13 protein-coding genes and 2 pseudogenes are annotated in these 23,634 nt (G+C 57.8%); 9 read left to right on the forward strand and 6 right to left on the reverse strand.

Annotated elements, in window-relative coordinates; all coding sequences use genetic code 11:
* Positions 1-812: 812 nt before the first annotated feature.
* Positions 813-956, reverse strand: coding sequence for a hypothetical protein (locus EZV60_RS19165; RefSeq protein WP_167853558.1), 144 nt, complete (start codon positions 954-956; stop codon positions 813-815).
* A gap of 281 nt (positions 957-1,237) precedes the next feature.
* Positions 1,238-1,414, reverse strand: coding sequence for a hypothetical protein (locus EZV60_RS19170; protein WP_167853559.1), 177 nt, complete (start codon positions 1,412-1,414; stop codon positions 1,238-1,240).
* Positions 1,415-1,471: 57 nt separating this feature from the next.
* Here EZV60_RS19170 and EZV60_RS16730 point away from each other — a divergent pair, with 57 nt between their 5' ends.
* From EZV60_RS16730 to xrtE, 4 genes are all read left to right on the forward strand, one after another.
* Complete coding sequence (locus EZV60_RS16730) at positions 1,472-6,280, forward strand: Hint domain-containing protein (protein WP_135506815.1); 4,809 nt, start codon at positions 1,472-1,474, stop codon at positions 6,278-6,280.
* A gap of 482 nt (positions 6,281-6,762) precedes the next feature.
* Positions 6,763-11,982, forward strand: coding sequence for an SdrD B-like domain-containing protein (locus tag EZV60_RS16735; RefSeq protein WP_167853560.1), 5,220 nt, complete (start codon positions 6,763-6,765; stop codon positions 11,980-11,982).
* A 168-nt stretch (positions 11,983-12,150) separates the two neighbouring features.
* Positions 12,151-12,342, forward strand: a complete 192-nt coding sequence (locus EZV60_RS16740) for a hypothetical protein (protein ID WP_135506819.1) — start codon at positions 12,151-12,153, stop codon at positions 12,340-12,342.
* 130 nt (positions 12,343-12,472) lie between these two features.
* The gene (gene xrtE, locus EZV60_RS16745; protein ID WP_135506821.1) at positions 12,473-14,086 is read left to right on the forward strand and encodes an exosortase E/protease, VPEID-CTERM system; all 1,614 of its coding nucleotides are present in this window, start codon (positions 12,473-12,475) and stop codon (positions 14,084-14,086) included.
* Between the two features lie 130 nt (positions 14,087-14,216).
* Here the strand turns inward: xrtE and EZV60_RS16750 are convergent, their stop codons facing one another.
* Positions 14,217-14,687, reverse strand: a complete 471-nt coding sequence (locus tag EZV60_RS16750) for a hypothetical protein (RefSeq protein ID WP_135506823.1) — start codon at positions 14,685-14,687, stop codon at positions 14,217-14,219.
* A 604-nt stretch (positions 14,688-15,291) separates the two neighbouring features.
* Between EZV60_RS16750 and EZV60_RS16755 the strand changes: the two genes are divergently transcribed.
* From EZV60_RS16755 to EZV60_RS16765, 4 genes are all read left to right on the forward strand, one after another.
* Positions 15,292-16,041, forward strand: a complete 750-nt coding sequence (locus EZV60_RS16755) for a hypothetical protein (RefSeq protein ID WP_135506825.1) — start codon at positions 15,292-15,294, stop codon at positions 16,039-16,041.
* A gap of 248 nt (positions 16,042-16,289) precedes the next feature.
* The gene (locus EZV60_RS19495; protein ID WP_280952604.1) at positions 16,290-16,415 is read left to right on the forward strand and encodes a hypothetical protein; all 126 of its coding nucleotides are present in this window, start codon (positions 16,290-16,292) and stop codon (positions 16,413-16,415) included.
* Positions 16,416-16,512: 97 nt separating this feature from the next.
* Positions 16,513-17,022: a tyrosine-type recombinase/integrase gene (locus tag EZV60_RS16760; RefSeq protein ID WP_167853561.1), complete on the forward strand. Its 510-nt coding sequence runs from the start codon at positions 16,513-16,515 to the stop codon at positions 17,020-17,022.
* A gap of 329 nt (positions 17,023-17,351) precedes the next feature.
* Entirely contained in the window at positions 17,352-18,614 is a 1,263-nt protein-coding gene (locus EZV60_RS16765; RefSeq protein ID WP_135506829.1) for a tyrosine-type recombinase/integrase, read from the forward strand.
* A 7-nt stretch (positions 18,615-18,621) separates the two neighbouring features.
* Here the strand turns inward: EZV60_RS16765 and EZV60_RS19375 are convergent.
* Together EZV60_RS19375 and EZV60_RS16775 are read right to left on the reverse strand one after the other, a co-directional pair.
* A pseudogene (locus tag EZV60_RS19375) lies at positions 18,622-18,834 on the reverse strand (IS6 family transposase); the annotation flags it as partial.
* A gap of 106 nt (positions 18,835-18,940) precedes the next feature.
* On the reverse strand, positions 18,941-22,492 hold the full coding sequence (locus EZV60_RS16775; RefSeq protein ID WP_135506831.1) for an SdrD B-like domain-containing protein: 3,552 nt from the start codon (positions 22,490-22,492) through the stop codon (positions 18,941-18,943).
* A gap of 290 nt (positions 22,493-22,782) precedes the next feature.
* Here EZV60_RS16775 and EZV60_RS19580 point away from each other — a divergent pair, with 290 nt between their 5' ends.
* Positions 22,783-22,983, forward strand: a complete 201-nt coding sequence (locus EZV60_RS19580) for a transposase (RefSeq protein WP_135506832.1) — start codon at positions 22,783-22,785, stop codon at positions 22,981-22,983.
* Positions 22,984-23,014: 31 nt separating this feature from the next.
* Here the strand turns inward: EZV60_RS19580 and EZV60_RS16785 are convergent.
* Positions 23,015-23,505 (reverse strand): annotated as a pseudogene (locus EZV60_RS16785) (DDE-type integrase/transposase/recombinase).
* Positions 23,506-23,634: the final 129 nt, after the last annotated feature.

The raw sequence follows: 23,634 nt of genomic DNA on the forward strand, positions 1-23,634 counted from the left end.
ATTAATTTGAGATAAGTTTACCTAATCAGGCTCATATGAGGTAGCCAGCCTGAGCGTAACGAGTGTTCTGAGTTGCAGTGTGAAAGGCAACCTGAGTGTGAGTGTTGATTGATGTTACGCCGGGGTCATTCGCCAAGAGTGGCCCCGGTTTATCGCAACGACAACACATGCTGCAGGGTGCGTCTTGAGTAAGTGAATGGTGTGTTGAGCTTTCTTAATGGACGATAGCTTTGCGAGCCGTAACCCAGTTTGCTCAACGTGTGGACTGCGTACGTTTGGTAAATGAAAAAACGAGCCGGGTAGATGGCTTGTCGCGAGTGAAGTGGTGAAAATGCAAAACGCAAACTGTTACGAGTCCGGCTATGTCGACAGTACGCCGCCACCGCGTCGCAAAGTCAAAACTCGTAAAAAGCGCCGAGTTGCCCTGTCGCTCGTTGGCTTCTTAAGCATCCTTGTCCTGCTGAGCTAAACAGGCCGCTCTCGCGATCCGGTTTTTCAAGGTCGCATACGGTGATAATCTGCGCATTTCAGAGGTCGGAAGCAACTCAAAGCAACATTCGCGAAAGGATAAACGAAAGTTGAAAGGGCGCAACATGCGTTGTACGGGGTGTGCCGTTTACGCGCGGAACTAGGTCGCTCGGCATTATAGAAGGCCATCCATTCCTTGATGACACTCCGGGCGTGGAAGCCGTCATTGCCTACTTCGAGATAAATTGCCTTGTGCTTCAGTGAGCGCCATTGTCATGGGACCTGCACTGTTGAAACGGTTCATACCCAAGATTATCTGCCCGAAAGTCAGGTTGTGCTGACAGCTAGAACACGGGGTTCAGTTTCTCAAGTTCGGTGCTGGTGAACGATTTTCTACGAGCCACCTCTTTGTCATGCGCTTCCAGAAGCTTTTGAGCTTTCTGGCTGGGTTTCAGCACTTCACAGGTCTGCGGGTTTTGAAGTTTCATATTGCTAGTTCCCGCTCCGTTTATCTTACAAAGATTCAAGCCTGTATCCTGCGTGGATAGCTACGAAACATGGTGATATTTGGAAACTTGCTTGGAACTTCGAAGGCAACTTCGGCCATCGAAAACCAAAGATATAATCTTTTCAAAGCTCAGAGAAGACTTTGCTCCGCCATATCCGGGCCGAGAAGATGGTTGTTTCGATGCTTGTAAGATCTGTCGCCCCAGCCAGCTGCTCCGAAGATCAAAAAAGCTAAGTCATCAAAAAAAACACCCCGGATAGATCACAAATTTGCCACAAAGTATTCGCCGATCAAGCGTTTTACAATTTTGAGAAGAAGTGCAGTTTGAGCCATCGGCTGACGGTCGAAACGCAGTGTTTCTTTTTCATGAACATTTCCTTCTTCTGCCCTGATACCGCCCGGTTTCAGGACCATTAATCCAATCGAAAGCAAAGGCATGGCACAGAAGACCAAGCCAAAGCCTTTCGAGATGGCAAGGGCAGAGAGTCACGCATCATGGCCACGATCAATGGCACCAATGGGCAAGATACCCTTAACGGTACACCGGATGACGATCTCATCAATGGTTTCGGCGATCGCGACTCTCTAACGGGCGCCGGCGGCAACGATACCCTTAATGGCGGTGACGGCGATGACACCCTTGTCGGTGGCGACGGGGACGACCTGCTTTCGGGGGGCGCGGGCAAAGATTCGATACTGGGCGGGGCCGGCAATGACACCTTCATGGGTGATCTGGGCGACGATACGCTGAATGGCGGTACCGGCACCGACGAAGCGGATTACAGTGCGTCGGCGGCGGCTGTTAATGTGAACCTGTCCACCGGCCAGGGCAGCGGCGGCGACGCCAACAACGACCGCTACACTTCGATCGAGAACGTCACCGGCTCGGCCTTCAACGACACGATCACGGGCAACACCAGTGACAACACGCTGGTCGGCGGCGACGGCAATGACAGCCTTACCGGGGGTGCAGGCAACGACAATCTCGATGGTGGTGCAGGCAACGATACGCTTTCCGGGGGCGCGGGGGCCGATACGCTCTCCGGCGGAGCAGGTACTGACTTTGCGGACTACGCTTCTTCTTCCGCTGGGGTCAATGTTGACCTGGCCTCAGGCACAGGCACGGGTGGCGACGCCGAGGGCGACGTTCTGTCGGGGATCGAGCAGGTCCAGGGTTCAGCCTTCAACGACACGCTGACCGGTGGAGCCGGCAATGACACGCTTCTGGCCGGAAACGGTAACGATACGTTGACCGGTGGAGCCGGGGCAGACAGCCTTGACGGTGGCGGTGGTGTCGACCGGGTGAATTACAGCGCATCCGGGTCAGCGGTGAATGTCAATCTGAACGCGGGAACCGGGCTTGGCGGCGACGCGCAGGGCGACACGCTGAACGCCATCGAAGACGTCATCGGCTCGGATTTCAACGACACGATTACCGGCAATGGGTCCAATAACCTGCTGTCCGGCGGGCTGGGCGACGACTCGATCTTTGCCGACAACGGCAACGACACGCTTCTGGGCGGTGCCGGGGCTGATACGCTCGACGGCGGCGGCGGCACCGATTTTGTCGACTACTCGACCTCGGCGGCGGCGGTAAATGTCGATCTGGGCGGCGGCACCAGCTCAGGCGGCGATGCACAGGGCGACGTGGTCACAAACGTCGAGGCGGTCACTGGCTCTGCCTTCAACGACACACTGACCGGCAATGCCAGCGACAACACGCTGATCGGTGGCGACGGGGACGACCTGCTTTCGGGGGGCGCGGGCAAAGATTCGATACTGGGCGGGGCCGGCAATGACACCTTCATGGGTGATCTGGGCGACGATACGCTGAATGGCGGTACCGGCACCGACGAAGCGGATTACAGTGCGTCGGCGGCGGCTGTTAATGTGAACCTGTCCACCGGCCAGGGCAGCGGCGGCGACGCCAACAACGACCGCTACACTTCGATCGAGAACGTCACCGGCTCAGATTTCGCCGACACGATCCTCGGCGACGCAGCGGACAACTTCTTCATCGGCGGCGCGAGTGGCGACTCTCTCGACGGCGGTGCAGGAAACGACACGGTCAGCTACGACACGTCCTCGGCAGCGGTCTTTGCGAGCCTCCAACTGGGCGCCGGCAGTGGGGGCGATGCCAACAGCGACACGCTCGCCAATATTGAAAACCTGATCGGGTCGGACTTCAACGACTCTCTCGTCGGGGACGCCAACGACAACATCCTCTCTGGCGGCACAGGGGACGACACCCTGATCGGTGGCGCGGGCGCCGACACGCTAGAGGGCGGCGCAGGCAGCGATACGGCGGATTACTCTGCCTCGTCTTCTGCCATCAACGTCGATCTTGGTGACGGAACAGCCAGCGGAGGAGACGCACAGGGCGATAGCCTGTCGGGAATTGAAGGCGTCATTGGCACGGATTTCAACGACACGATCACAGGCGATGCGTCAGCGAACGAGTTTGAAGGCGGTGATGGCAACGACAGCCTTACTGGCGGGCTTGGCAACGATACCCTGATCGGCGGCGACAACGACGACACAATCCATGGAGGCGGTGGAGCCGACCTGATCTACGGCGACGGCACACCGCCGCTGACGCCGCTTTCCCAAACCGTCCAGTACAGCTACGCGCAGGACTTAAACGGGAACCAGGCTTTTCATTTTGGTGATCAAGGTACGGGCCTCGAGGACGATCCCTTGCTGCTCATCGATGGCGATGAAAGCACGGAAGTTAAGTGGCACGATGGCGACATCATCGAGTACGCCTTTGGTCAGGAACTCAAAGCTGGCACCTCGATCACGCTTATAGAGGGGCTAGGAACCGAAGATGCCGGAGTCGAAGTCTACGTCAGTTTCGGGTCTACGGACCCGAACGGTGATGCGTTGTCCGGTAGTGGCGGCGGCATTGGATATGAGAATACCGTCGCGAACGGGCAGGGCGTTCTTGTTTACTCTGGCCTCTCGGATTCTACGGTCGAATTCGTCCTGCCGATCAATGCGACTCATATCCAGTTCGTTTCAGCCGGGAACCATAGCGGCTGGTCGGAAATGGTGCTCACCCAGGATATTACCGCGCCGGTTCCCGGCGACGATAGTATCACGGGTGGCGACGGTGACGACACGATTGAGGCCGGTGAAGGCAACGATACGGTCGACGGCGGCGCGGATAACGACTCGATCATCGGTGGCGACGGCACGGACTCGATCACCGCCGGCACCGGGAACGACACAGTCACAGGCGACGCGGGTGCGGACACGATTGACGGTGGCGACGGGGCCGACAGTCTCGATGGAGGTGCCGCCGATGACGTGATTACCGGCGGCGACGGTAATGACACGATCACCGGCGGCGTTGCCGTTACCGGTGTTGCGCCAGACCGGATCGCGTTCGAGTGGAGCAACGTGCCCGACCCGGACGATGGCGGGCAGATCGATGACAACGACACGATGGTTGACGGATCGCAGACCATCAACGGAGTCACCGTCGACTATGCCTTTACCACGGCGAATGTCAGCTATCAGACGCAAAGCATCTACACCGGTGGCATCGATGCGGGCGCTGGGTCCGTTAATGCCAACAGCGCACTGTCGCTGGACGACGCCGTCACCATCGATCTCGACTTTTCCGAGCCACTCACGAATGTCGAATTCAATATCGCCGATCTCGAAGCCGGCGCAGAAGTGGTCACGATCTACGCCTACGATCAATACGGCGCCCAGATCCCGATTAGCGTCACCGAGGGCGCGAACATCGTCGGATCGGACACCGATACCATCTCCGGAAATGATCAGTTCGAAGGCACCATCGACCCTGAAGGAGACACATCAGCCGACGGTGCCATCACGGTCAGCGTAGCCGGCCCGGTTTCCAGTATTCAGATCGTCATGACAGCGCCGGGCGCTGGTTCGTTGGTCATGAGCGACATCTACTTCGACGATCCGGCCACCGGTGTGACGGCCGTCGATAGCGGGAATGACTCGCTGCTTGGGGGCGCGGGCGACGATGTCATCGACGGCGGCGAAGACAACGACACCATCGATGGCGGCTCTGGCGCGGACAATATCACTGGCGGTCTCGGCGACGACAGCATCGTCCTGACGGACTCCTTCGGCAACGACACAATCGACGGGTCGGAAGACGCAGGCGACGCGGATATCGATATCCTTGATACCAGCGCGCTGACCGAAGGCATCAACGTCACCTTCGCCGCAGACCCGGAGAACGGAACGCTGGTGGGCGGTACGTCCGGCGATACCGTCACCTTCTCCAATATAGAAACGATCACCTACACGGATCAGGGCGATACCGTGGATGGCGGCGCCAGCGGTCAGGCGCTCGACCTGAACGCGGGGCTGGGCAATGACTCTCTGGTCGGCAGCGCCGGTAATGACACTCTCACCGGTGACGCAGGTAATGACACGCTTGTTGGCGGGGTCGGCGCGGATCAATTGTTCGGCGGCTTGGGCGATGACGAGATGTATCTCGCCGAAGGCGACACGGCAGACGGTGGCGACGGAGACGACCTCTTTGTTCTGGGTGATCTGGGTGAGGCTGGCAGCAGCACTATAACGATCGTGGGCGGTGAGACTGGCGAAGCAAATGGGGACACGCTTCAGCTTACGCCGGATGTGACGCCCGGTGACATTACCTTCACGAATACCGACGACGCCGCGGGTGGGTTGTCAGGCAACTTCGCCTTGGCGGACGGCACGACGGTTACGTTCTCTGAAATAGAGAATATCATTTGCTTTACCCCGGGTGCTCGAATACTGACGCCGCATGGTGAGCGCGCTATAGAAACGCTCAAGCCTGGTGACTTGGTGATTACACGAGATAACGGGCCGCAGCCGATCAGATGGATAGGGCGACGCATCGTAGAAGGTAGGGGAAAGTTCGCTCCAATCGCAGTGAACTCTACGGTAGTGGCTGGCGCAAAGCGACCGCTTCTAGTGTCTCCGCAGCATCGGCTTTTGTTCAGTGGCTACAAGGCGGAACTCCTGTTCGGCGAAAGCGAAGTTCTCGTGGCTGCAAAGCATTTGGTGGATGGAAAGGATGTCCGCGTCGCAGAACGCGTAAGGGTAACCTATTTTCATATGATGCTGGATCGTCATGAGGTCATCTACGCGGAGGGCGCTGCGACCGAGAGCTTTCATGCTGGCGACATTGGCGTATCCGCTCTTTCAGACCAGTCACGTGAGGAGATGTTCGCTATTTTTCCCAAGCTGCGCTCCAGCATTTGGACCTACGGTGACACTGCCCGTGTCTGCCTCCGCCAACATGAGGCCAAGCTGTTGGCAGCGTGAATCGATTCGTCGCTTGGCATAGCCGTCTGTCATTTAAGCTCGAACAATGTCTGTGTTAATTCAGGACTGTAGCGAACCGAGCTCGCAGATCTCATACTTAAGATTGTATTGAGCTGCCTTCTTGCAGGCTGAGGTAATAAAATTGACGCATGCAGAATGTTTCATTTCTCAAATAGACATTTGCCGAAGTACCATTAAGGCGATTTTGTGGCGAGTTGGGGGCTTAAGAGTAAAGTAAACGCGTTCGTTTCGTTTGGCGTCGCTAAGCGCGCTTTATCTGCGTTATTCGGAAAATTGACCATATTCAAGGTTGGCGGTGCGGTTGAGCAGTGAACACCGTCGCAAACTCAGATAACGCGGGGGGAAGACTTCCCCGACTTAGTATTCGAATTGTTGCACTGCTCTAGGCATCACGACACCCGCCGTTCTTGAAAACCCTCACCGGATTGCACCGGTGTGACCTTGCGATGGGAGAAGCTGCCATGAGCCTCGATGATCAGAAGTTCGTGATTTCCGAAAATACAGAATTTGTCACCGATCTGGATTGCGGGGAGGGTGAGAATCCTGATCTCGGCAAGGACATCTGCGCGGTGACGGACAAGGATCTGAACGGCTTCGGCGAGGATACCGAGAAGCCGACGTCTTATGTCCTGAGCCTGGGCGAGCTCAGCGCCACCTTGGTCACCCAGGATACGACGGGCAAGGTGAATGACAAAGTCGAGGTGGGCGCGGTCGGGTCCGGCGACGACGGGGACGGCAGTTACTTCATTCGCGTCTCAAAGGACAGCGACCCGACGAAGACCGACGGACTGTTCTTTGAGGGCACGGTTGCACAGGGCGACAGCTTCGAGGCGGCCGGTTCCTTCGGGTCGGAAACATTCGTGCACATTTACAGTTCCGACGGCGGCACATTGCTGCAGACGATCAACTTCCACACGTCCTGCTCCTCGCCGCTGATCATCGGCGATCAGTATGGGTCGATCACGCTTGAGGGTGCGACGCTGGAGGGCAAGGATACCGGCACGGTCTACACGGTCGGGCAAACCGAAACCGATGGGGATGTGGGCGTGGTCTACGAGATCACGGGCGGCAACGATGCCGATGACTTTGTGGTTGATCCCGACACGGGTGAGGTGAGCTTCCTCACCCCGCCCGATTACGAGAACCCGACGGACAGCGACGGTGACAACAAATACGATGTCGAGGTCACGGCGTTCTTCGTCGACGCCTACGGCGTGAAAACCGGCGAGATTTGCGAAGTCAAACCGATCGAGGTCTGCGTCGAGGATGACTGCATCAGCATCCTGGAAAACACCAACCCGGTAATCGTCGACCTGGATTGCGGAGAGGAGGAGAACCCGGATCTAGGGCTCGACCTCTGCGTCGAGCGCGATGCTCTTCGCGATTCTGGTGTGGATGCGTCCAAGCTCACCCAGCTGACGCTGAGCCTCGGCAATGAGCTGACCACCGTATCCAGTAGCGACCAGGGGGGCAAGCTCGAGGTCGGGTCGGTGCAGCCGGGCGATGACGGCGATGGCGTCTACTTCATCCGCGTATCGAACAAAAACAATCCCGACGATCTGAACGAGAATTTTTTCGCAGGCACGGTGTCCGCGGGCGGCAGCTTCACCTTCCAGTCGACCACCGGCGGGCGCAACGAGTTCGGCTCCGAGACCTTCGTGCATATCTTCGACGATGACGGCACCTTCCTGCAGACGATCAACTTCCATACCTCCTGCTCTGCGCCTATCGCTATCGGTGACCAGTACGGGTCGGTCACGCTCGAGGCGGGCGCGTTCACAGACAAGGGCACCGGTGCGCTGATCGAATATGGCGTGTCCGGCGCGCCTGGCGACGCGGGCGTGGTCTACGAGATCACGGGCGGCAACGATGCCGATGACTTTGTGGTTGATCCCGACACGGGTGAGGTGAGCTTCCTCACCCCGCCCGATTACGAGAACCCGACGGACAGCGACGGTGACAACAAATACGATGTCGAGGTCACGGCGTTCTTCGTCGACGCCTACGGCGTGAAAACCGGCGAGATTTGCGAAGTCAAACCGATCGAGGTCTGCGTCGAGGATGAGCTCGACGAGGTCTGCATCGGCGAGAACACCGTGTCTGTCATCAATGTGGACCTCACGGTCGATTGTCCCAAAGAAAAGCCCAAAGATGTCGGCCTCGAGGTCTGTGCGGAAATCGAACGGCTTAAGGATGCCGAGAATATCGAACTCGATAAACCCACCGAACTGACCCTGACTCTAGGCGATACGCTGTCGACCGATCCGTCGAGCGTCCAGCCGTCCGGCAAGTCTTCCGTGTCTTCGATCTTCGCGACCGAGGACGGCGACGGCGAGTTGTTCGTCCGGGTGACCGACGACGATGACCCAACAAACACCGGAACGGTCTATTTCTCGGGCAGCCTGCAATTCGGCGAGACCTTTACTGCGCTGGCCTCGAACGCCGGGGAGGACAAGTTCTCATCGAACACCTACGTCCACATCTTCGACGACAACGGCACACTGCTTCAGACGATTCAGTACCACACATCCTGCTCGGCCCCGATACTGATCGGCGATCAAGTGGGTTCCGTGACAGTAACAGCGGTCGGCGTGCCCGACAGGGAAACTGGCATCGTCACCACCTTCGGCGGAACCGAAACCACGATCGAAACCTTAGGCGAGGGCGACATCGTCTACTCGATCGCGGGCGGTGCCGACTCGGCACGCTTCACCATCGACACCGATACAGGCGAGCTGACCTTCATCGATGCGCCTGATTACGAGAACCCCCAGGATATGGGTGGGGACAACGTTTATGACGTGATTGTGCGGGCGACGGCCAAGTCCGACCCTGCCTGTTTCACCGACAAGCTGCTGGAGATCTGCGTCGAGGATACGCCGGAGGGCGGGTCGCTCTCGGGCCGGTATTTCTGCGACACCAACGACAACGACCAGGATGACAATAACGGTGACGAGCCGGGCGTGGCGGGCGTGCTGGTCATCCTACTTAATGCTGACGGCACGCCGGCGACCGATCTCGATGGAAACCCGGTTGCCTCTGTCTATACCGATGCCAATGGGGAGTACAGCTTCGACAACCTTTCCGCGGGCACTTACGCCGTGGTATTCGACGATGTCGATGCCGTGACCTTCGGCAAAGCGCTGGTGACGCCGAATGTCGGTGACGACACTTCCGACAGCGACGCCGTGGGCACAAATGTCCTGTCGACAATCGACAACGTCGTGGTCGTCGACGACGCCGATACCGGCGACAACGATGTGGGCGTCGAATATCTGTTCGGCTCGCTTTCAGGACGGTACTTCGTGGACAACGCGCCGGGCGACCGGGACACCGACTGCGACGGGCAGGACAACGACTTCGGCGGCGACACGACGACGACGGCGGTGGCCGGCGCGCTGGTCCAGCTGCTGCAGGGCGGCGTGGTGGTCGCCGAGACGACCACGGACGGCAACGGCGGGTACACCTTCGAGGGTCTCGCGGCCGGCGACTACCAGGTGCGCTTTGCCGCGGATCCGGACCGTCCGTTCAGCCCGCAAGACGTGGGCGACGACGCGACCGATTCCGACGTTGATCCGACCAACGGCACGACGGACACGATCACGCTCGCCGCGGGCGAAGACGTGTCCGACGTCGATGCTGGCGTCTGCGAGAAGGCCTCTCTGGGCGACAAGGTGTTCCTCGACGCGGACCGGGACGGCGTACAGGATGTCGGCGAGCCTGGCGTGGCGGGGGTCACCGTGACGCTCACGGGCGGCGGCGCGGACGGCGTCATCGGCACGCCGGACGACACCACCAAGGTGCTGGTGACCGACGGCAACGGCGAGTATCTGTTCACGGACCTCGATCCGGGCACCGAGTACAAGGTGACCTTCTCCGACCTGCCGGCGGGGACCGAGTTCACGCTCGCCAACCAGGGCGGCGACGACGCCGCGGACAGCGACGCGGATCCGACCAACGGCATGACCCAGATCGTGACGCTGGCGCCGGGCGAGGAGAACCGCACGCTCGACGCTGGCATCGTGGAGAAGCTCGCTTCTCTCGGGGACCGAGTGTTCGAGGATCTGAATGCCAACGGAATTCAGGATCCCGGGGAAAGCGGGATCGCAGGCGCGCTTGTCCGATTGCTGGATGCGGCGGGTACAGTGCTTGCCACCGATACGACGGACGCGGACGGTCTTTACGACTTTGATGGTCTGGCACCGGGCGATTACCGCGTCGAGTTCGTGCAACCTGCCGGTTTTGATGCGGCGAGTGCGCCGAACCAAGGCGGCGACGATGCCGTCGACAGCGACGGCACGCCGGAGGCCGGCAATTTCCGCACGGGCGTCATTTCGCTCGATCCGGGCGAAAATGATCCGACGAACGATCAGGGCTTTTACAAGTTTGCCAGCCTGGGCGACTTCGTCTGGCAGGACCTGGACGGCGATGGAATCCAAGATGTCGATGAACCGGGCGTCGATGGTGTCACGGTCGAGTTGAAGGACGCGAATGGTGCTGTCATTGCCACGACAACGACGGCGAATGGCGGTGCCTACCGGTTCGACAACCTCACGCCGGGCACATATTCGGTTGCTTTCGTCGCACCTGCCGGCTTTGCGTTCACGGTGGCTGATGCAGGCGCCGACGACGCTCTGGACAGCGATGCGGATCCGACCAGTGGCATGACGCAGCAGGTCACTCTGGCATCGGGCGAGTTCAACGGAACGCTCGATGCGGGTCTGATCATACCGAACCAGCCGCCCGAGCCCGCGCCGGACAAGGCCGCGGTTTGCTCGGACGAGACCGTCACGATCGACGTGCTCGCAAATGACATCGATCCGGAAGGCGGGGCGCTGAACATCGTCGCGGTCGATGGCGTGGCGATCACCGAAGGCGACTCTGTCACGCTTTCAGGAAGCCAGGCGGTTGTCACGCTGATCGGCGGCCAGCTGGTTTATGATCTGTCCGGTGTGGGCGATACGTTCGATGCGCTGTCCTTCGGCAGCGAAGATGCCGACAGTTTCAGCTACACGGTCGCGGATGCCGGCGGGGCCGTCGCAACGAGCACCGTGGACGTGAAGGTCTGTGGCTCGGCGAATTCGCTGCTCACCGACGGTATCCCAACAACGATCTCGTATGAAATCTTCGACAAGGTGCCGGGCGACTTTTCGGAGGCCTTTACCGTGGCGTTGGCCAGCGCGGATGCCCGGTTCGACGGTCTGGTCATCGACGAAGTGTATTGCGTCGATGCCTTCCTGCCGACTGACGCGGATGTGTTCATCGGCGGCAGTTTCGCACTGGCGACCGAGGCGAATGCCGATGCCCTGGGCCTGCTGCCCGAGGTTGGCGACAATATCGACCTGATCAACTACATCCTGAACCAGGATTTCACATCGCAGGACAATGGCGATGGGACGTCGACCAACTACACCGACCTCGAAGTTCAGGGTGCGATCTGGCAGTTGACCAACGGCGACGACTTCCTGTTTGGTCCGGGCGGAAATCCGGGGGACGGCCCGGCTGGGACACAGGCGAATGTCGACGAAATCGTGGCTGACGCCGTGGCCAACGGCAGCGGCTTCGACTTGGGTGACGGCAGTGTCGTCGCGGCCTTCCTGGTTCCGACGGCACCGGGCTTCGAAGACAGCCAGCCCTACATCGTCGCCTTCGAGTGCGATTGTGATACACCTTTCGTGTAGGTGCATGAGGGAATGAAACAGGGATCAATGCGGGGACGCGCAATTGCGGGCCCTCGCGCTGATCCAAAAAAATAAACCTGCCGGAGCACCGCCGAAAGCCTTGGCGAATTGGGCAGGCAAACCGAGGAGCGCGAGCATGTTAAGATGTGAATCTGAAAGGAGTGGACTATGAAGAAACACCTGATCGGTCTGTCGACATTCGCGACGACCACCATCATGGCCGGTGCGGTCATGGCACAAGGCGTGGTGCCGAAACCGGTACGCGTCCCAGAGATCAGCGCTCTGGAAGGCGGTGCGGCATTGGCTGCGCTTGCAGCCATCGTGCTGTTGGCGTGGGAGCGTCGTCGCCGCGCGTCCTGATCGACGCGTTAAAGCTGATGGTCACGTGGGGTCCGCGCCCGAGGGTGCCGGGGCCCGCGTGGCCATTCAAGGCACTGCCTGGATAAGCATTCAAAATCGATCTCTTATCCGCACCGAGCTGATGTGATTCATGAGCCTAGCCAAGACATCGTCTAAACCTGTCCAGATCCCGTGGCCTTGGGTCCTGGCGGGCGTGGTGTTGATGGGTGAGTTGCTCGTCTTGTGGATCCTTTACGACGAAGGCTTCGAATTCACCTGTAGGGATGCTCTGCCCGAGGCGTATTGCGCCTTTGCAGGCCACATCGTTCCGCGCGCGCTGGGGGTTTTGGCCGTGCTTTCGGTCGGGGCGCTTGCGTGGCCCTCACTTCTGCGTCCGCTTCTCACCAACGGAAAGCCGCAAACCGTCCCCGGTATGGGGCTCAATCTTCTTGGTTTCTCGTTGATCCTGGCGCCCTTCAGCTGGGTGTCTGATGCGGCTGGATCATTTGCCGTGACGATGGCCGCTTTGATGTGGTCCGTCGGGGGGATTTTGGCCGCCGTCGGCATTTGCCTGATGGTGACGCCCGCACGGGGCTGGCGGGACCTGTTGTCGAAGTCCTGGCTCTTGCTCGGGATCCTGACCGCCGTGGGCCTCGTGCTGCCGGAGGTCACCACGCAGCTTTTCGCCTGGTCCTATCCGCTCTGGCATACGGGGCAGGTGACCGAATGGACTTTTGCAGCGGTCGTGTCGGTGTTGCTGGTATTCGGCTACACGCTTGAGACCGATCCGTCGATTCAGCTGATCTCGGCCAATGATTTCGCCGTTCTGGTCGGACCGCAATGTTCCGGCGTGGAAGGATTTCTGCTGATCACGGTATTTCTGACCGTCTACCTAATCCTGTTCCGTAAGGACCTGCGTTTCCCTCACGTGCTGCTGCTGTATCCCCTCGGGCTCGGCATCAGCTGGCTCTTCAATGTCGCGCGCATTTCCGTTCTGCTTGCGATCGGGGCCGACATTTCCCCGTCGCTTGCGGTCGGTGGCTTCCACTCTCATGCTGGTTGGCTGACCTTCACCGCGCTGTCCATCGCGCTGATCGGGCTTTCGCGCTTTGTGCCGTTCTTCACGACGCACGAGTTCAGGCAAGCCCCCACGGGGAGTTCGATTTTCAAAGATCCCGTCGCGGCGAGGATCCTGCCGTTCATTGTCTTCATGCTGAGCGCCTTGCTGCTCTCGACGTTCTCGCAGAACCCGAGCCTCTATTATCCGGTCAGGGTCTTGGCCTTGACCGCTATCATTTTGGCGTTCTGGCCCATTTACAGGTCATTGCCCTGGCGCCCCAGCCCAGAGGCCCTGCTTGCTGGGCTCGCTATCGGAATGCTTTGGATCCTGATCCCGGCATCGGACGGATCCGTTCAGCCCTATGGCGACTTGGCTGGACTGTCTCTTGCCGCGTGGTTCCTCTTGCGCGGGATCGGGACCATCATGCTTGTTCCGATTGTCGAAGAGCTTTTCTTCCGGGATTACCTGGAAGGCAGGCTGCGCTTGCGCGAGGGACGGGGATGGGTCGTCTTTGCAGCGTTGCTTTCAGCGGCGGCATTCGCGGCGTTGCACGATCGCTGGGCCGAAGCCTTTGTCGCGGCCTTGGTATTTTCGTGGGTGTTTCGGCGTTCGGGCCGCATCACCGATGCGATTGTGGCCCATGCCGTGGCAAATGGAGCTATATTTGCATTTGCCGTTCTTTCTGGGCGAATGCATATAATTTGATCATTTGTATTTAAAAATTTAAACTAATAACGAAAAGTTTTTCAAATAATGATATAATCACACACAAGATTTCTGATGTCTTTAAAATTATCTATGCTCGATTTCTGGAATATATTGGAGTCAAATTAATTTAAAATTTTTCGACAAGCGTATATTCCAGAGACGTGTCGAGTCGCCCTTCTATGGCCAGGTATGTTTTGAAGTTCAAGGCTCTGTTTTTTGTTTCAGATCTGGTTTGTGTGAGCAAGCATGCGTGAGTTGTTCGTCCAAAATTCGACATGAAAACCAAATCTTCATTCTTCATCATTTTCAATTTTTGAACTCCTATTGGTGCGTTATGCAAAAGAAAGACTTCAGCATTTGGTCCTTTGAAATTAATATGGGTTGGTATTTGTGTGATGCCTTTTGTGATGAAAACATCTCCAACTTCAAAATCACTACTATCAGTAATCACTTCGCCATAAAGAACGCCGATTTTTACTGACATTTCTTCCACGCAAACTATCCGCGTGTAGGTCTCCAAATGTTTTGAGACTTGGTGTGTTGGGTTCTGAAAAACTTCCCAACTACGTCCAGCCTGCGCTGCGGTTAAAGCGCTCATCAGCTAAGCCTCATATTTTTGTGTGCCGTTCATTCTTTGCGTCTGTAGACACTTGTCGTTAGATGAAATGATTGTTTGGACATCACGATGATGAAACTTTGAAGAATTTTGTTCGAAAAAGAACGTTTTTTGGGCTTGGAGGTAGAGGCTTTGGCGGCCACAATCTATGATTGTGCGTCTTTTTTCCGGTACTTACGCCTGTTGGGTATCTGATTTGATGTCCCAAGTTTCCACATCTGAATTGGTCCACCGATATGTTGAGGAACTGGAAGGCGGGGAATGACGAACAAGCGACACAAGCCAGTAGAAACAGTTCCGAAGCTTCGGCAAGTTGAGGTTCTCGTCGGTCAAGTCATGGCGCGTGTGGATGTGATCTACGAAGTGCGCACGCCGGAATAGACCCAGTACCTTTGATGCACGCAGCTTTACGAAGTGCCTATTGCTAAAGACTTCTCGTACATTCTTGCTGCTCTGTTTCTGACAGTAGATCAGCCCAGATGGAGTCTGCGATTGAACCGCCATTACTTGTATGTAGCGCGTGCGAACTCCTGATTTGGAAATCCATTAGCGTTAGGCACGAAAAATAGCCTCACTAAGTGGTTTTTTGCGCAAAGCGCCGCCCGCGCGACTTAAGGCTTTCTTTTATGGTCCGCACGTCGAAGCAGGAAAGGACTTTGATTGGATCAGCGACGGGCGCGGGAAGGCGTTTGTACAATCTGTTGAACGGCTTCTGTCTGGCCTGCCGGACCGCTTGCAAGACAAGCTGCGCGCCGAACTCGACCACTTAACAACTCTGGCCGATAGCGACGGAATGAAAGGCGCCGAGAAAGTCTGCGCCGGTCAGGGCATCGACCTGGAGGGCTTGCAGGGTAACAAAGACGTTTTGCTTATGCTGGCGGTTGATCACCCGCAGATCATCGGCCGCGTATCGGTCGAGCGGCCTGACCTGATCGCAGTTGCAGGGGATTACAAGGTGCTGGCCACGCAGATCGCGTCGGCCCTAGAGTGTAGGCCACGCGCGCCGCGCCCCCTTGCCGAACAGGCTTGGCACATCGAGACGGTCAGGTCTGACGCTGCTGACATCGCGGTTTATGTCCATCCCTGCCTGGAGACGATGCAAGACCTGCATTCGCTGGAGACCGTTCTGAGCCGACAGGTGCGCCCACGATTTGGGCTGTTTGCTTATGGCGGGTGGCACCTTGGCAGTGCCTCGCATGACCACCGCGCCCCCTTGATCAGGTGTTCGGGTTCGATGCGGCGCAAGGTTGTCTTGTGGCCAAGGTCGGCTCGTCCGAGCTTGTCGACGCTCCTGCCAAGCCCAAGGGTGGACGCACGTCCCGGCACGCCGACCTGATCAAGGCGATCATCGCGGATCGCGCCGCGAACGGGCGCACAGAAACCGGCCCGTACGCGGAAATCCGTGCGATCCGGAGCGAATACGCCGCGCGTTTCCATTGCCATGCCCCACCGTCGCGTTCGACCATCGCGCGCGACTTGGCCGATGCGCGCAGTGGCCCATACCTGGTTCATAACCAAGGCGCTGTTTTGAACCGCCCTCCGTTCGTCATCGTCCGTCCATACCCAAGCAAAGGAGTGTGCGCCATGACGGATACGCCCAAACTGTTTTCGCAAGCCATGCAGGTGCTGGCCGTTTCCCCAAATGAAGTGGCGCGCTTGTGCGGCATCGGGCGCACGTCGCTCTATGCCGCCATCGGCAAGGGCGAGTAGAAAAGCCTCAAGATCGGCACGCGACGCCTGATCACCATCGATGCTCTGCGCGAATGGCTCAAGCGTAACGAGGCCCCTTCGGGCGAGTGAGGCGACGATGCGCGCGACCACCCCACGCGAGATGCGCGACAAGGCGCTCTTTGGCATGCTTTGCTTGACAGGAATCCGCGTCTCGGCCCTGATCAGTCTGCGCCTCAAACATATCGATCTGAACGACAAATCTGTAACTCAGAATCCACGCGAAGTTGCCACGAAGTTCGGTAAATCCATGCAAACCTTCTTTACCAAAGGTTTCCCCGAGGCCGAGACAGCCCTGCGCGCGTGGATCGCCTATCTCGAAGACGAAGCACTCTACGGCCCGGACGATCCGCTATTCCCTGCGACCGCCATCGCACCGAAAATCAACGCCGGCTTCAAGGCGAATGGATTTGACCGCCGTACGTGGAAGAGCACCGAGCCCGCCCGCAAGATCGTTAACGCAGCCTTTACCGCAGCAGGCCTGCCCACCTTCGGCCACCACGCCTTCCGTCACATGCTGGCCCGCCATATCCCAAAACCTCGGCCACACGGATCTTCTGACCACCCTGCGCAGTTACGGTCGGATTGACTGCGGCCGGCTGCGCAGACTGATCACTGGCGAGTCAGTCGACGATACTCGGGAAGAGTGAAACGAGCCGCTTTAAAGAGCATTCAGGTGTTGGAATAAGCGTGGGAACGCATTTTCAACTGTGCCGTAAAACTTCGCAAAAACGCAAAGTTACAAGCATATAGTGGCGGAGACGAAGGGAGCAATACTCTTCTTTTCTTCAAGGCGTGAAAGTAAAATAACATTCTGTTAAAAAACATTTTTTCGGATTTCCACTATCATGCGCTTGCAACCGCTTTCACTGAATGTCACGCTCAAAGTGTATCTGGATGTGATAAAAGTGTATCTCAGTGAACAAGCCCCTGACAACAGACGTCGCGATCCGGAAGTGGAAGCCGTCAAGCCCTGGTGAGGCCAAGAGTACTGGCGGACGCGATGGCCTGTATGTTCGTGGCTGGCCGAATGGTTCTAAAGCTTTCTACTTTCGCAGCGCCACATGGTTGAAGATAGGTGATTACCCGACTGTGAGCCTCGCCGCTGGCCGCGAGCTAGCTGTCGTGGCCAAGCGGCTGAAGAAGGAAGGCTTTAGCAATGAGGCGCTGAAACGCGGCTTCTCCAACGCACATACGGCAAGCGAGCTAGAAGGTGTCGTTCGGGGAAAGGTCTTGTATGGTCTTGAGCACCGAGGCGTAAATTCGGTGCCGACCTACGACCAAATGTGGGAAGAGTGGTTTTGGGACGTTGAGCCAACGCTGCAAGAGGGGCCAAGCCGCCGACGTCCAAGAGCCATCCATGAGCACCACATCAGTCCTGTCATTGGTGCGCGCCCGATAAATGAAATACGTCGCCGAGAGGTCTTTAATCTCCTGAATCCTTTGTTCAAGGATAAGCCCGTCACGGCGGGACACGCACTCGGGCACATCAACAAAGTCTTCGAGCGCGCAATTGTTCAGGAGTTCTGCGAGAATAACCCTACGCCGCCACGTTCAAACTTCCCCAAACGGGTCACCAAAAAGAAGCATCACGGCACACTGCCAGCTGAGAGACTGCCAGAGCTGTGGAGGTGGGTCCAACAGACAGGAGCGAGCGACAGTGCAAAGCTGACAATCCTTACCGCTATGGTTACAGCACATAGGATTGGTGTCGTGGTCAGAGTTGAGTGGGACCACATCGACGAAACCACCGGCGTTTGGACAGTCCCTGAGCGAACAGACAAATCGACTAAAGGCAGGATGAAGTCGGGACGTGCTTATTCCCTAAAGTTACCTTCTGAATTACTTGCTAAGATTGGCCAGCTCCGCTCCACCTCACGCGGCAAGTATGTGTTTGAAAGTCCTTCAACTACCGGCCACCTGACAGAAAACGCTGTGCTGAAAATCTTAAAGAGGTTCGATCCTGCGTTGACTACCCACGGCTTTCGCAACTCCATCAAGGAGTTCTGCCGGAAGGCTGAGCCGCCAGTGCCAGATCATATCGCCGACGCTTTTTGTGATCATTCTTTGAAGGGGCTGGACGCCAGTTATCGGCGTTTTGATACTTCAATAGAGCGGCACCAGCTGGCTCAACGTCTATATTCATACCTTGAAGGTGATGGGCCGTGTTTGCTGCGCTGAAATTTCGCTGGGTCTTGGCTTTGTGGATCTCAGAGGCGAAAAGTGGGCCAAACTGCATCCACCAAAATCGGACGGATTCATGGCTCACGTCGATGCCGCGCTCATGCAGGAGATCTTCGACATTGCGCAGGGACAGCGGAAATCTCACATACATCATCACCGCCAGACGGATGATCTCGCGGCTGGTTCGAAAGTAGCGGAACGGGTTGGGCTTGCTCATTAAGGCAGGGTAGGGGGCGACTACAACGGTCGCAAGCTCATCCCTCTGACAAGACCATTCGGCGGCTTTCCGGAAAAGCAGGCGTTGGTTATTTAAATAGCTTCCGCTAGATAATACCATCCCAATCGGGTGTCGGGGGCGGGGGGGCTTCGACGGTGTTGAGGATACGGTTCCACCCAAAGTCCGTCTTCGCCGTGTCGTCGAGGTAGGTTGCGCCGATGCTGCCGGTCTCGAACACGAGCGCGTCCCGCGTCTCGTCCAGTCGGGCTTCGCTCACGAGAACCTGATCGAAAAGATGTTCGGCCAGAAGCGTTCCGTTTGCCCTAGCGCCGTCAGCTTGCCAGACTTCGATCTCCATCGTGTCGAAATGCGTTCCCACCACAAGATCGCGCAACAGCCCAGACAGGTCCGGGTTGGTGCTGTCCAGAGTGACGTCGATCTGCGAAGTTTTCACCTTGCCGGCATCGCCGCCGCCGCCAGTCGAAGAACCGACATTCGTGGAGTTCTCAAGCACGATGTCGAAGCCCGAGAGCTCAATAAACTCGCCCTTGCCGAGGCGCAGCATATAACTCAAGTCGCTACCCGTCGGGCTCTCGCCGAAGCTAGTACCGCCGCCTTGCCCGACCGCAACCGCGCCGGTCACTTCCGCGCCCAAAAGGCTGCCCGTTCCCGGACCCTCGGGCAGGTTCTCGATCCGGCTCCAGCTCATCTCGGGACCGTTACCGGTTGCAATGCTGATCGCCCCGTAATCGACCACGATACCCTGGTCACGGCCTTCCGCTGTTCCGCCGTAATGGCTCTCCGAGACCAGCGCAAAATCGAGAACAACTGCGGCTTCCACGACAGCTTTGTCAGGTGCGGTCGAGATGCCAACCAGTTCGACACCGTCGAAATGCGTCCCGGCCAGCAGCGCCTCGCCGAGCGCCCCCGACGCCAGGCCGATCTCGGCGAGGTTCAGCTCCAGCCGATCCAGTCGAACCTTGCCCGCGCCTCCGGCGCCGTCCGAGGTGGAGCCGATCAAGGTGCTGTTCAGGGCCGCGAGATCGAAAGCGTCCAGACCGACCCAGCCAGCTTGCCCCCCGACAATAATGTCGCTCGTGCCCGGGACCGCGGACGCCGTTCCCTCGCCAGAATCGAAACGCGCATACCACGAAAGTTCCGAAGAAGGCTTCGCGACCGAGCCATCCCAATCGGGTGTCGGGGGCGGGGGGGCTTCGACGGTGTTGAGGATACGGTTCCACCCAAAGTCCGTCTTCGCCGTGTCGTCGAGGTAGGTTGCGCCGATGCTGCCGGTCTCGAACACGAGCGCGTCCCGCGTCTCGTCCAGTCGGGCTTCGCTCACGAGAACCTGATCGAAAAGATGTTCGGCCAGAAGCGTTCCGTTTGCCCTAGCGCCGTCAGCTTGCCAGACTTCGATCTCCATCGTGTCGAAATGCGTTCCCACCACAAGATCGCGCAACAGCCCAGACAGGTCCGGGTTGGTGCTGTCCAGAGTGACGTCGATCTGCGAAGTTTTCACCTTGCCGGCATCGCCGCCGCCGCCAGTCGAAGAACCGACATTCGTGGAGTTCTCAAGCACGATGTCGAAGCCCGAGAGCTCAATAAACTCGCCCTTGCCGAGGCGCAGCATATAACTCAAGTCGCTACCCGTCGGGCTCTCGCCGAAGCTAGTACCGCCGCCTTGCCCGACCGCAACCGCGCCGGTCACTTCCGCGCCCAAAAGGCTGCCCGTTCCCGGACCCTCGGGCAGGTTCTCGATCCGGCTCCAGCTCATCTCGGGACCGTTACCGGTTGCAATGCTGATCGCCCCGTAATCGACCACGATACCCTGGTCACGGCCTTCCGCTGTTCCGCCGTAATGGCTCTCCGAGACCAGCGCAAAATCGAGAACAACTGCGGCTTCCACGACAGCTTTGTCAGGTGCGGTCGAGATGCCAACCAGTTCGACACCGTCGAAATGCGTCCCGGCCAGCAGCGCCTCGCCGAGCGCCCCCGACGCCAGGCCGATCTCGGCGAGGTTCAGCTCCAGCCGATCCAGTCGAACCTTGCCCGCGCCTCCGGCGCCGTCCGAGGTGGAGCCGATCAAGGTGCTGTTCAGGGCCGCGAGATCGAAAGCGTCCAGACCGACCCAGCCAGCTTGCCCCCCGACAATAATGTCGCTCGTGCCCGGGACCGCGGACGCCGTTCCCTCGCCAGAATCGAAACGCGCATACCACGAAAGTTCCGAAGAAGGCTTGGTTACGGTGACGTGAATCACATTTGCATCGCTGTCATTGGGCGCTCCGCTGTCATCCCTTGCCGTTATCTCGTAGGAAATTGTCAGAGACTGTCCGTCCTTGAGGAAATCGAAAGCATCGGCATCGGCGGAGAACTTCCAATCCACACTGGCGTATGTTTCGGTCGGCCCAAGAACCATCGTCGGCAAGAGCGACAGGTAGCTCTTGAACACGCCTGCATCAGGTACTCCGGACGCCGCGGGCGTTGAGACGCCCGACACAGATATATTGACCGTATCTGTGATGTCACTGTCAGCCACCATCAGGCTGCCGGACGCCGTAACTTTATCGACGGTTACAGTGGCAACAGCATCTGTCTCTTCTCCATAATCGAACGAAATCACGGGCGCAGAATTCTTGCCGGATATGTCCACCGTCACGATCTGCTCGTCGCTGTCGGGAGGGATGCCGCTATCGTCAATCGCATACACAACGTAATCGAGTCTCAAGGTCTCTCCAAGCCCGAGAAAATCGAAACTCTCACCCGCGGAATAAAACTGCCAGGTTATTTGATCCACCGTCTCGGAGGAATCGATCAGCACCCCGTCCGCATTGAGTTGCGTGCCCATCGGATCGAGCGTGAGCATCGAAAACAGAGCGTCATCGGTCATCGGACGTGGGCCAGTATACCCGGAGATATCAAGCGAAATGAGTTTCAAATAAACTGCGTTGGTCTGGTCCTCGTCAATTACAGTGAGCGAGCCTGTTGTGGCCAAACCATCAGCATCTTCAAAAATGAATGCGTTTGCCGTGTCGCCAATCTCAACTGATATATCCGGAGGACGGTTTGCCAGGATCAAACCGGCATCAACAGAGAGCTCGTCAGCGTCTGAGTTAAGCACGATAACACTGCTTAAACCTGTCGTCGGATCAACCTCGCTATCAATATTGTCATCAAGACCCTGATCACGCAGCGTAAACTCGTAGCCGAAAGGCAAAGTGAATGCAGTGCGATATTCGCGATCTGGGTCCAAGTCCGCGAACAGGTAATCGCCTGACTCGTCTGTAACGACAGTTTGTGTTGTATCGTCAGATGTTCCGAGGATACCGTCCGCACCACTTCCGGTCAGGGTGACCGCCACACCTGACAAGCCGACCTCGTCTGGGTCTTGAAGGCCGTCGCGGTCAACGTCGAACCAAACCCTCCCGCCGATATCCGGCGCCACAAGGGAGACGATGTCCTTAAGCACAGCTTCTAAGATCTGATCTTCTGTCCCAAGGCTACTGAGAACCTCCAGTAGGCTTTGGGTGGTCTCTGTGTCGGGAAAATATCCTTTTTCGATCTCCGCCAGATATGCGATGGCGAAGGTCGCCAACTGTGGATTTCGACTGATGTTATTGTTTGAAAAGATCAGGGCCTCGAAAGCCTTGGCATCTTCCATGATGTAAACTCCCCTGAAGTTTTTGGGGGAAGTATAGCGCACGATCACCTGATACTTGCTTTTTTTTTAGCCGGCCAAGGCCGGAGCGCTAGAATGGGCGGTGGTCACTATGCTGCGTCACCGTCATATCGGTTTGTGAGCCGTAAGCCACGGCTTGCAACGGGAGTCCAAAAGTCTGGAAAGTCCGCAAGGGGAGGAAGCAGAGATCGAACGCTCGGTCCTGAATCCGACAGGCTGTCCTTCCCCCCGTAAAACTGGGCCATTACACTGACTGCAGAAGGAGGGTTGGCATGGCAAGGAAGCGACATTCAGACGAAGACGTCTTGAAACTGCTGCGTGAGATCGAGTTGAAGCTGAGTTCTGGTGCGGATGTGGCCTCAGCGTGCCGCAGTGTCGGGATCAGCGATGCGACATACTATAACTGGAGGAAGCGGTTTGGCGGGATGGGCCGCGCTCGATGCTGGCACAATGAGTTGTCAGACAGCTTCTAACCAGTCTCGTCAAGGTCAGTGTAGCTGCCTTTTATTCCATGCAGAGACCGCGCCACTCTGCGAGAGCGGCGGCGCGGTTTCGTTTGAAATTAGCTCGTGAATAGAGGCTGCGTTCCTGAATAAAGAGATTGAAAACGGAGGCGCGAACGGCGGCGAATTTCTGCAAACTTCGCATACGCCTGAAGCTGGACATGGCTCGCTCTCTTCGTCGAAATGGCAGGTGCGCGTTTTCTATTCGGTTGTTCAGCCAGCGATCTTCACGAAAACCTCGTCGAGATGCCACTGGTGGTTCGAGTATGCACGCATCCGCTGAGTCCTGGTCTTGTGGATCTCAGAGGCGAAAAGCGGGCCAAACTGCATCCACCAAAATCGGATAGACTCGCGGCTCACGTCGATGCCGCGCTCATGCAGGAGGTCCTCGACATTGCGCAGCGAAAGCGGAAAGCTGACATACATCATCACCGCCAGGCGGATAACCTTGCGGCTGGTTCGGAAGTAGCGGAACGGGTTGGGCTTGCTCATTCAGGAAGGGTAGGGGGCGGTTGCCGAGGTCGCAAGCTCATCCCTATGAAACCGCCCCGACGCGGCTCCGCGGAACAAGGAAAAGGCCCTCGCCCGACCCTCGGCCGGACGCGCGCATGACAAGGGCGA

The organism is Roseovarius aestuariivivens (assembly GCF_004761875.1).
Taxonomy (GTDB): Bacteria; Pseudomonadota; Alphaproteobacteria; order Rhodobacterales; family Rhodobacteraceae; genus Roseovarius; species Roseovarius aestuariivivens.

Coding starts and splice junctions, on each gene's coding strand:
- xrtE (WP_135506821.1), top strand. CDS start 12,473: ATGAGCCTAGCCAAGACATCGTCTAAACCTGTCCAGATCCCGTGGCCT.
- EZV60_RS16775 (WP_135506831.1), bottom strand. CDS start 22,492: ATGGAAGATGCCAAGGCTTTCGAGGCCCTGATCTTTTCAAACAATAAC.
- EZV60_RS16740 (WP_135506819.1), top strand. CDS start 12,151: ATGAAGAAACACCTGATCGGTCTGTCGACATTCGCGACGACCACCATC.
- EZV60_RS16730 (WP_135506815.1), top strand. CDS start 1,472: ATGGCCACGATCAATGGCACCAATGGGCAAGATACCCTTAACGGTACA.
- EZV60_RS16735 (WP_167853560.1), top strand. CDS start 6,763: ATGAGCCTCGATGATCAGAAGTTCGTGATTTCCGAAAATACAGAATTT.
- EZV60_RS16760 (WP_167853561.1), top strand. CDS start 16,513: ATGCGCGCGACCACCCCACGCGAGATGCGCGACAAGGCGCTCTTTGGC.
- EZV60_RS16750 (WP_135506823.1), bottom strand. CDS start 14,687: ATGAGCGCTTTAACCGCAGCGCAGGCTGGACGTAGTTGGGAAGTTTTT.
- EZV60_RS19580 (WP_135506832.1), top strand. CDS start 22,783: ATGGCAAGGAAGCGACATTCAGACGAAGACGTCTTGAAACTGCTGCGT.
- EZV60_RS19495 (WP_280952604.1), top strand. CDS start 16,290: ATGACGGATACGCCCAAACTGTTTTCGCAAGCCATGCAGGTGCTGGCC.
- EZV60_RS19170 (WP_167853559.1), bottom strand. CDS start 1,414: ATGCCTTTGCTTTCGATTGGATTAATGGTCCTGAAACCGGGCGGTATC.
- EZV60_RS19165 (WP_167853558.1), bottom strand. CDS start 956: ATGAAACTTCAAAACCCGCAGACCTGTGAAGTGCTGAAACCCAGCCAG.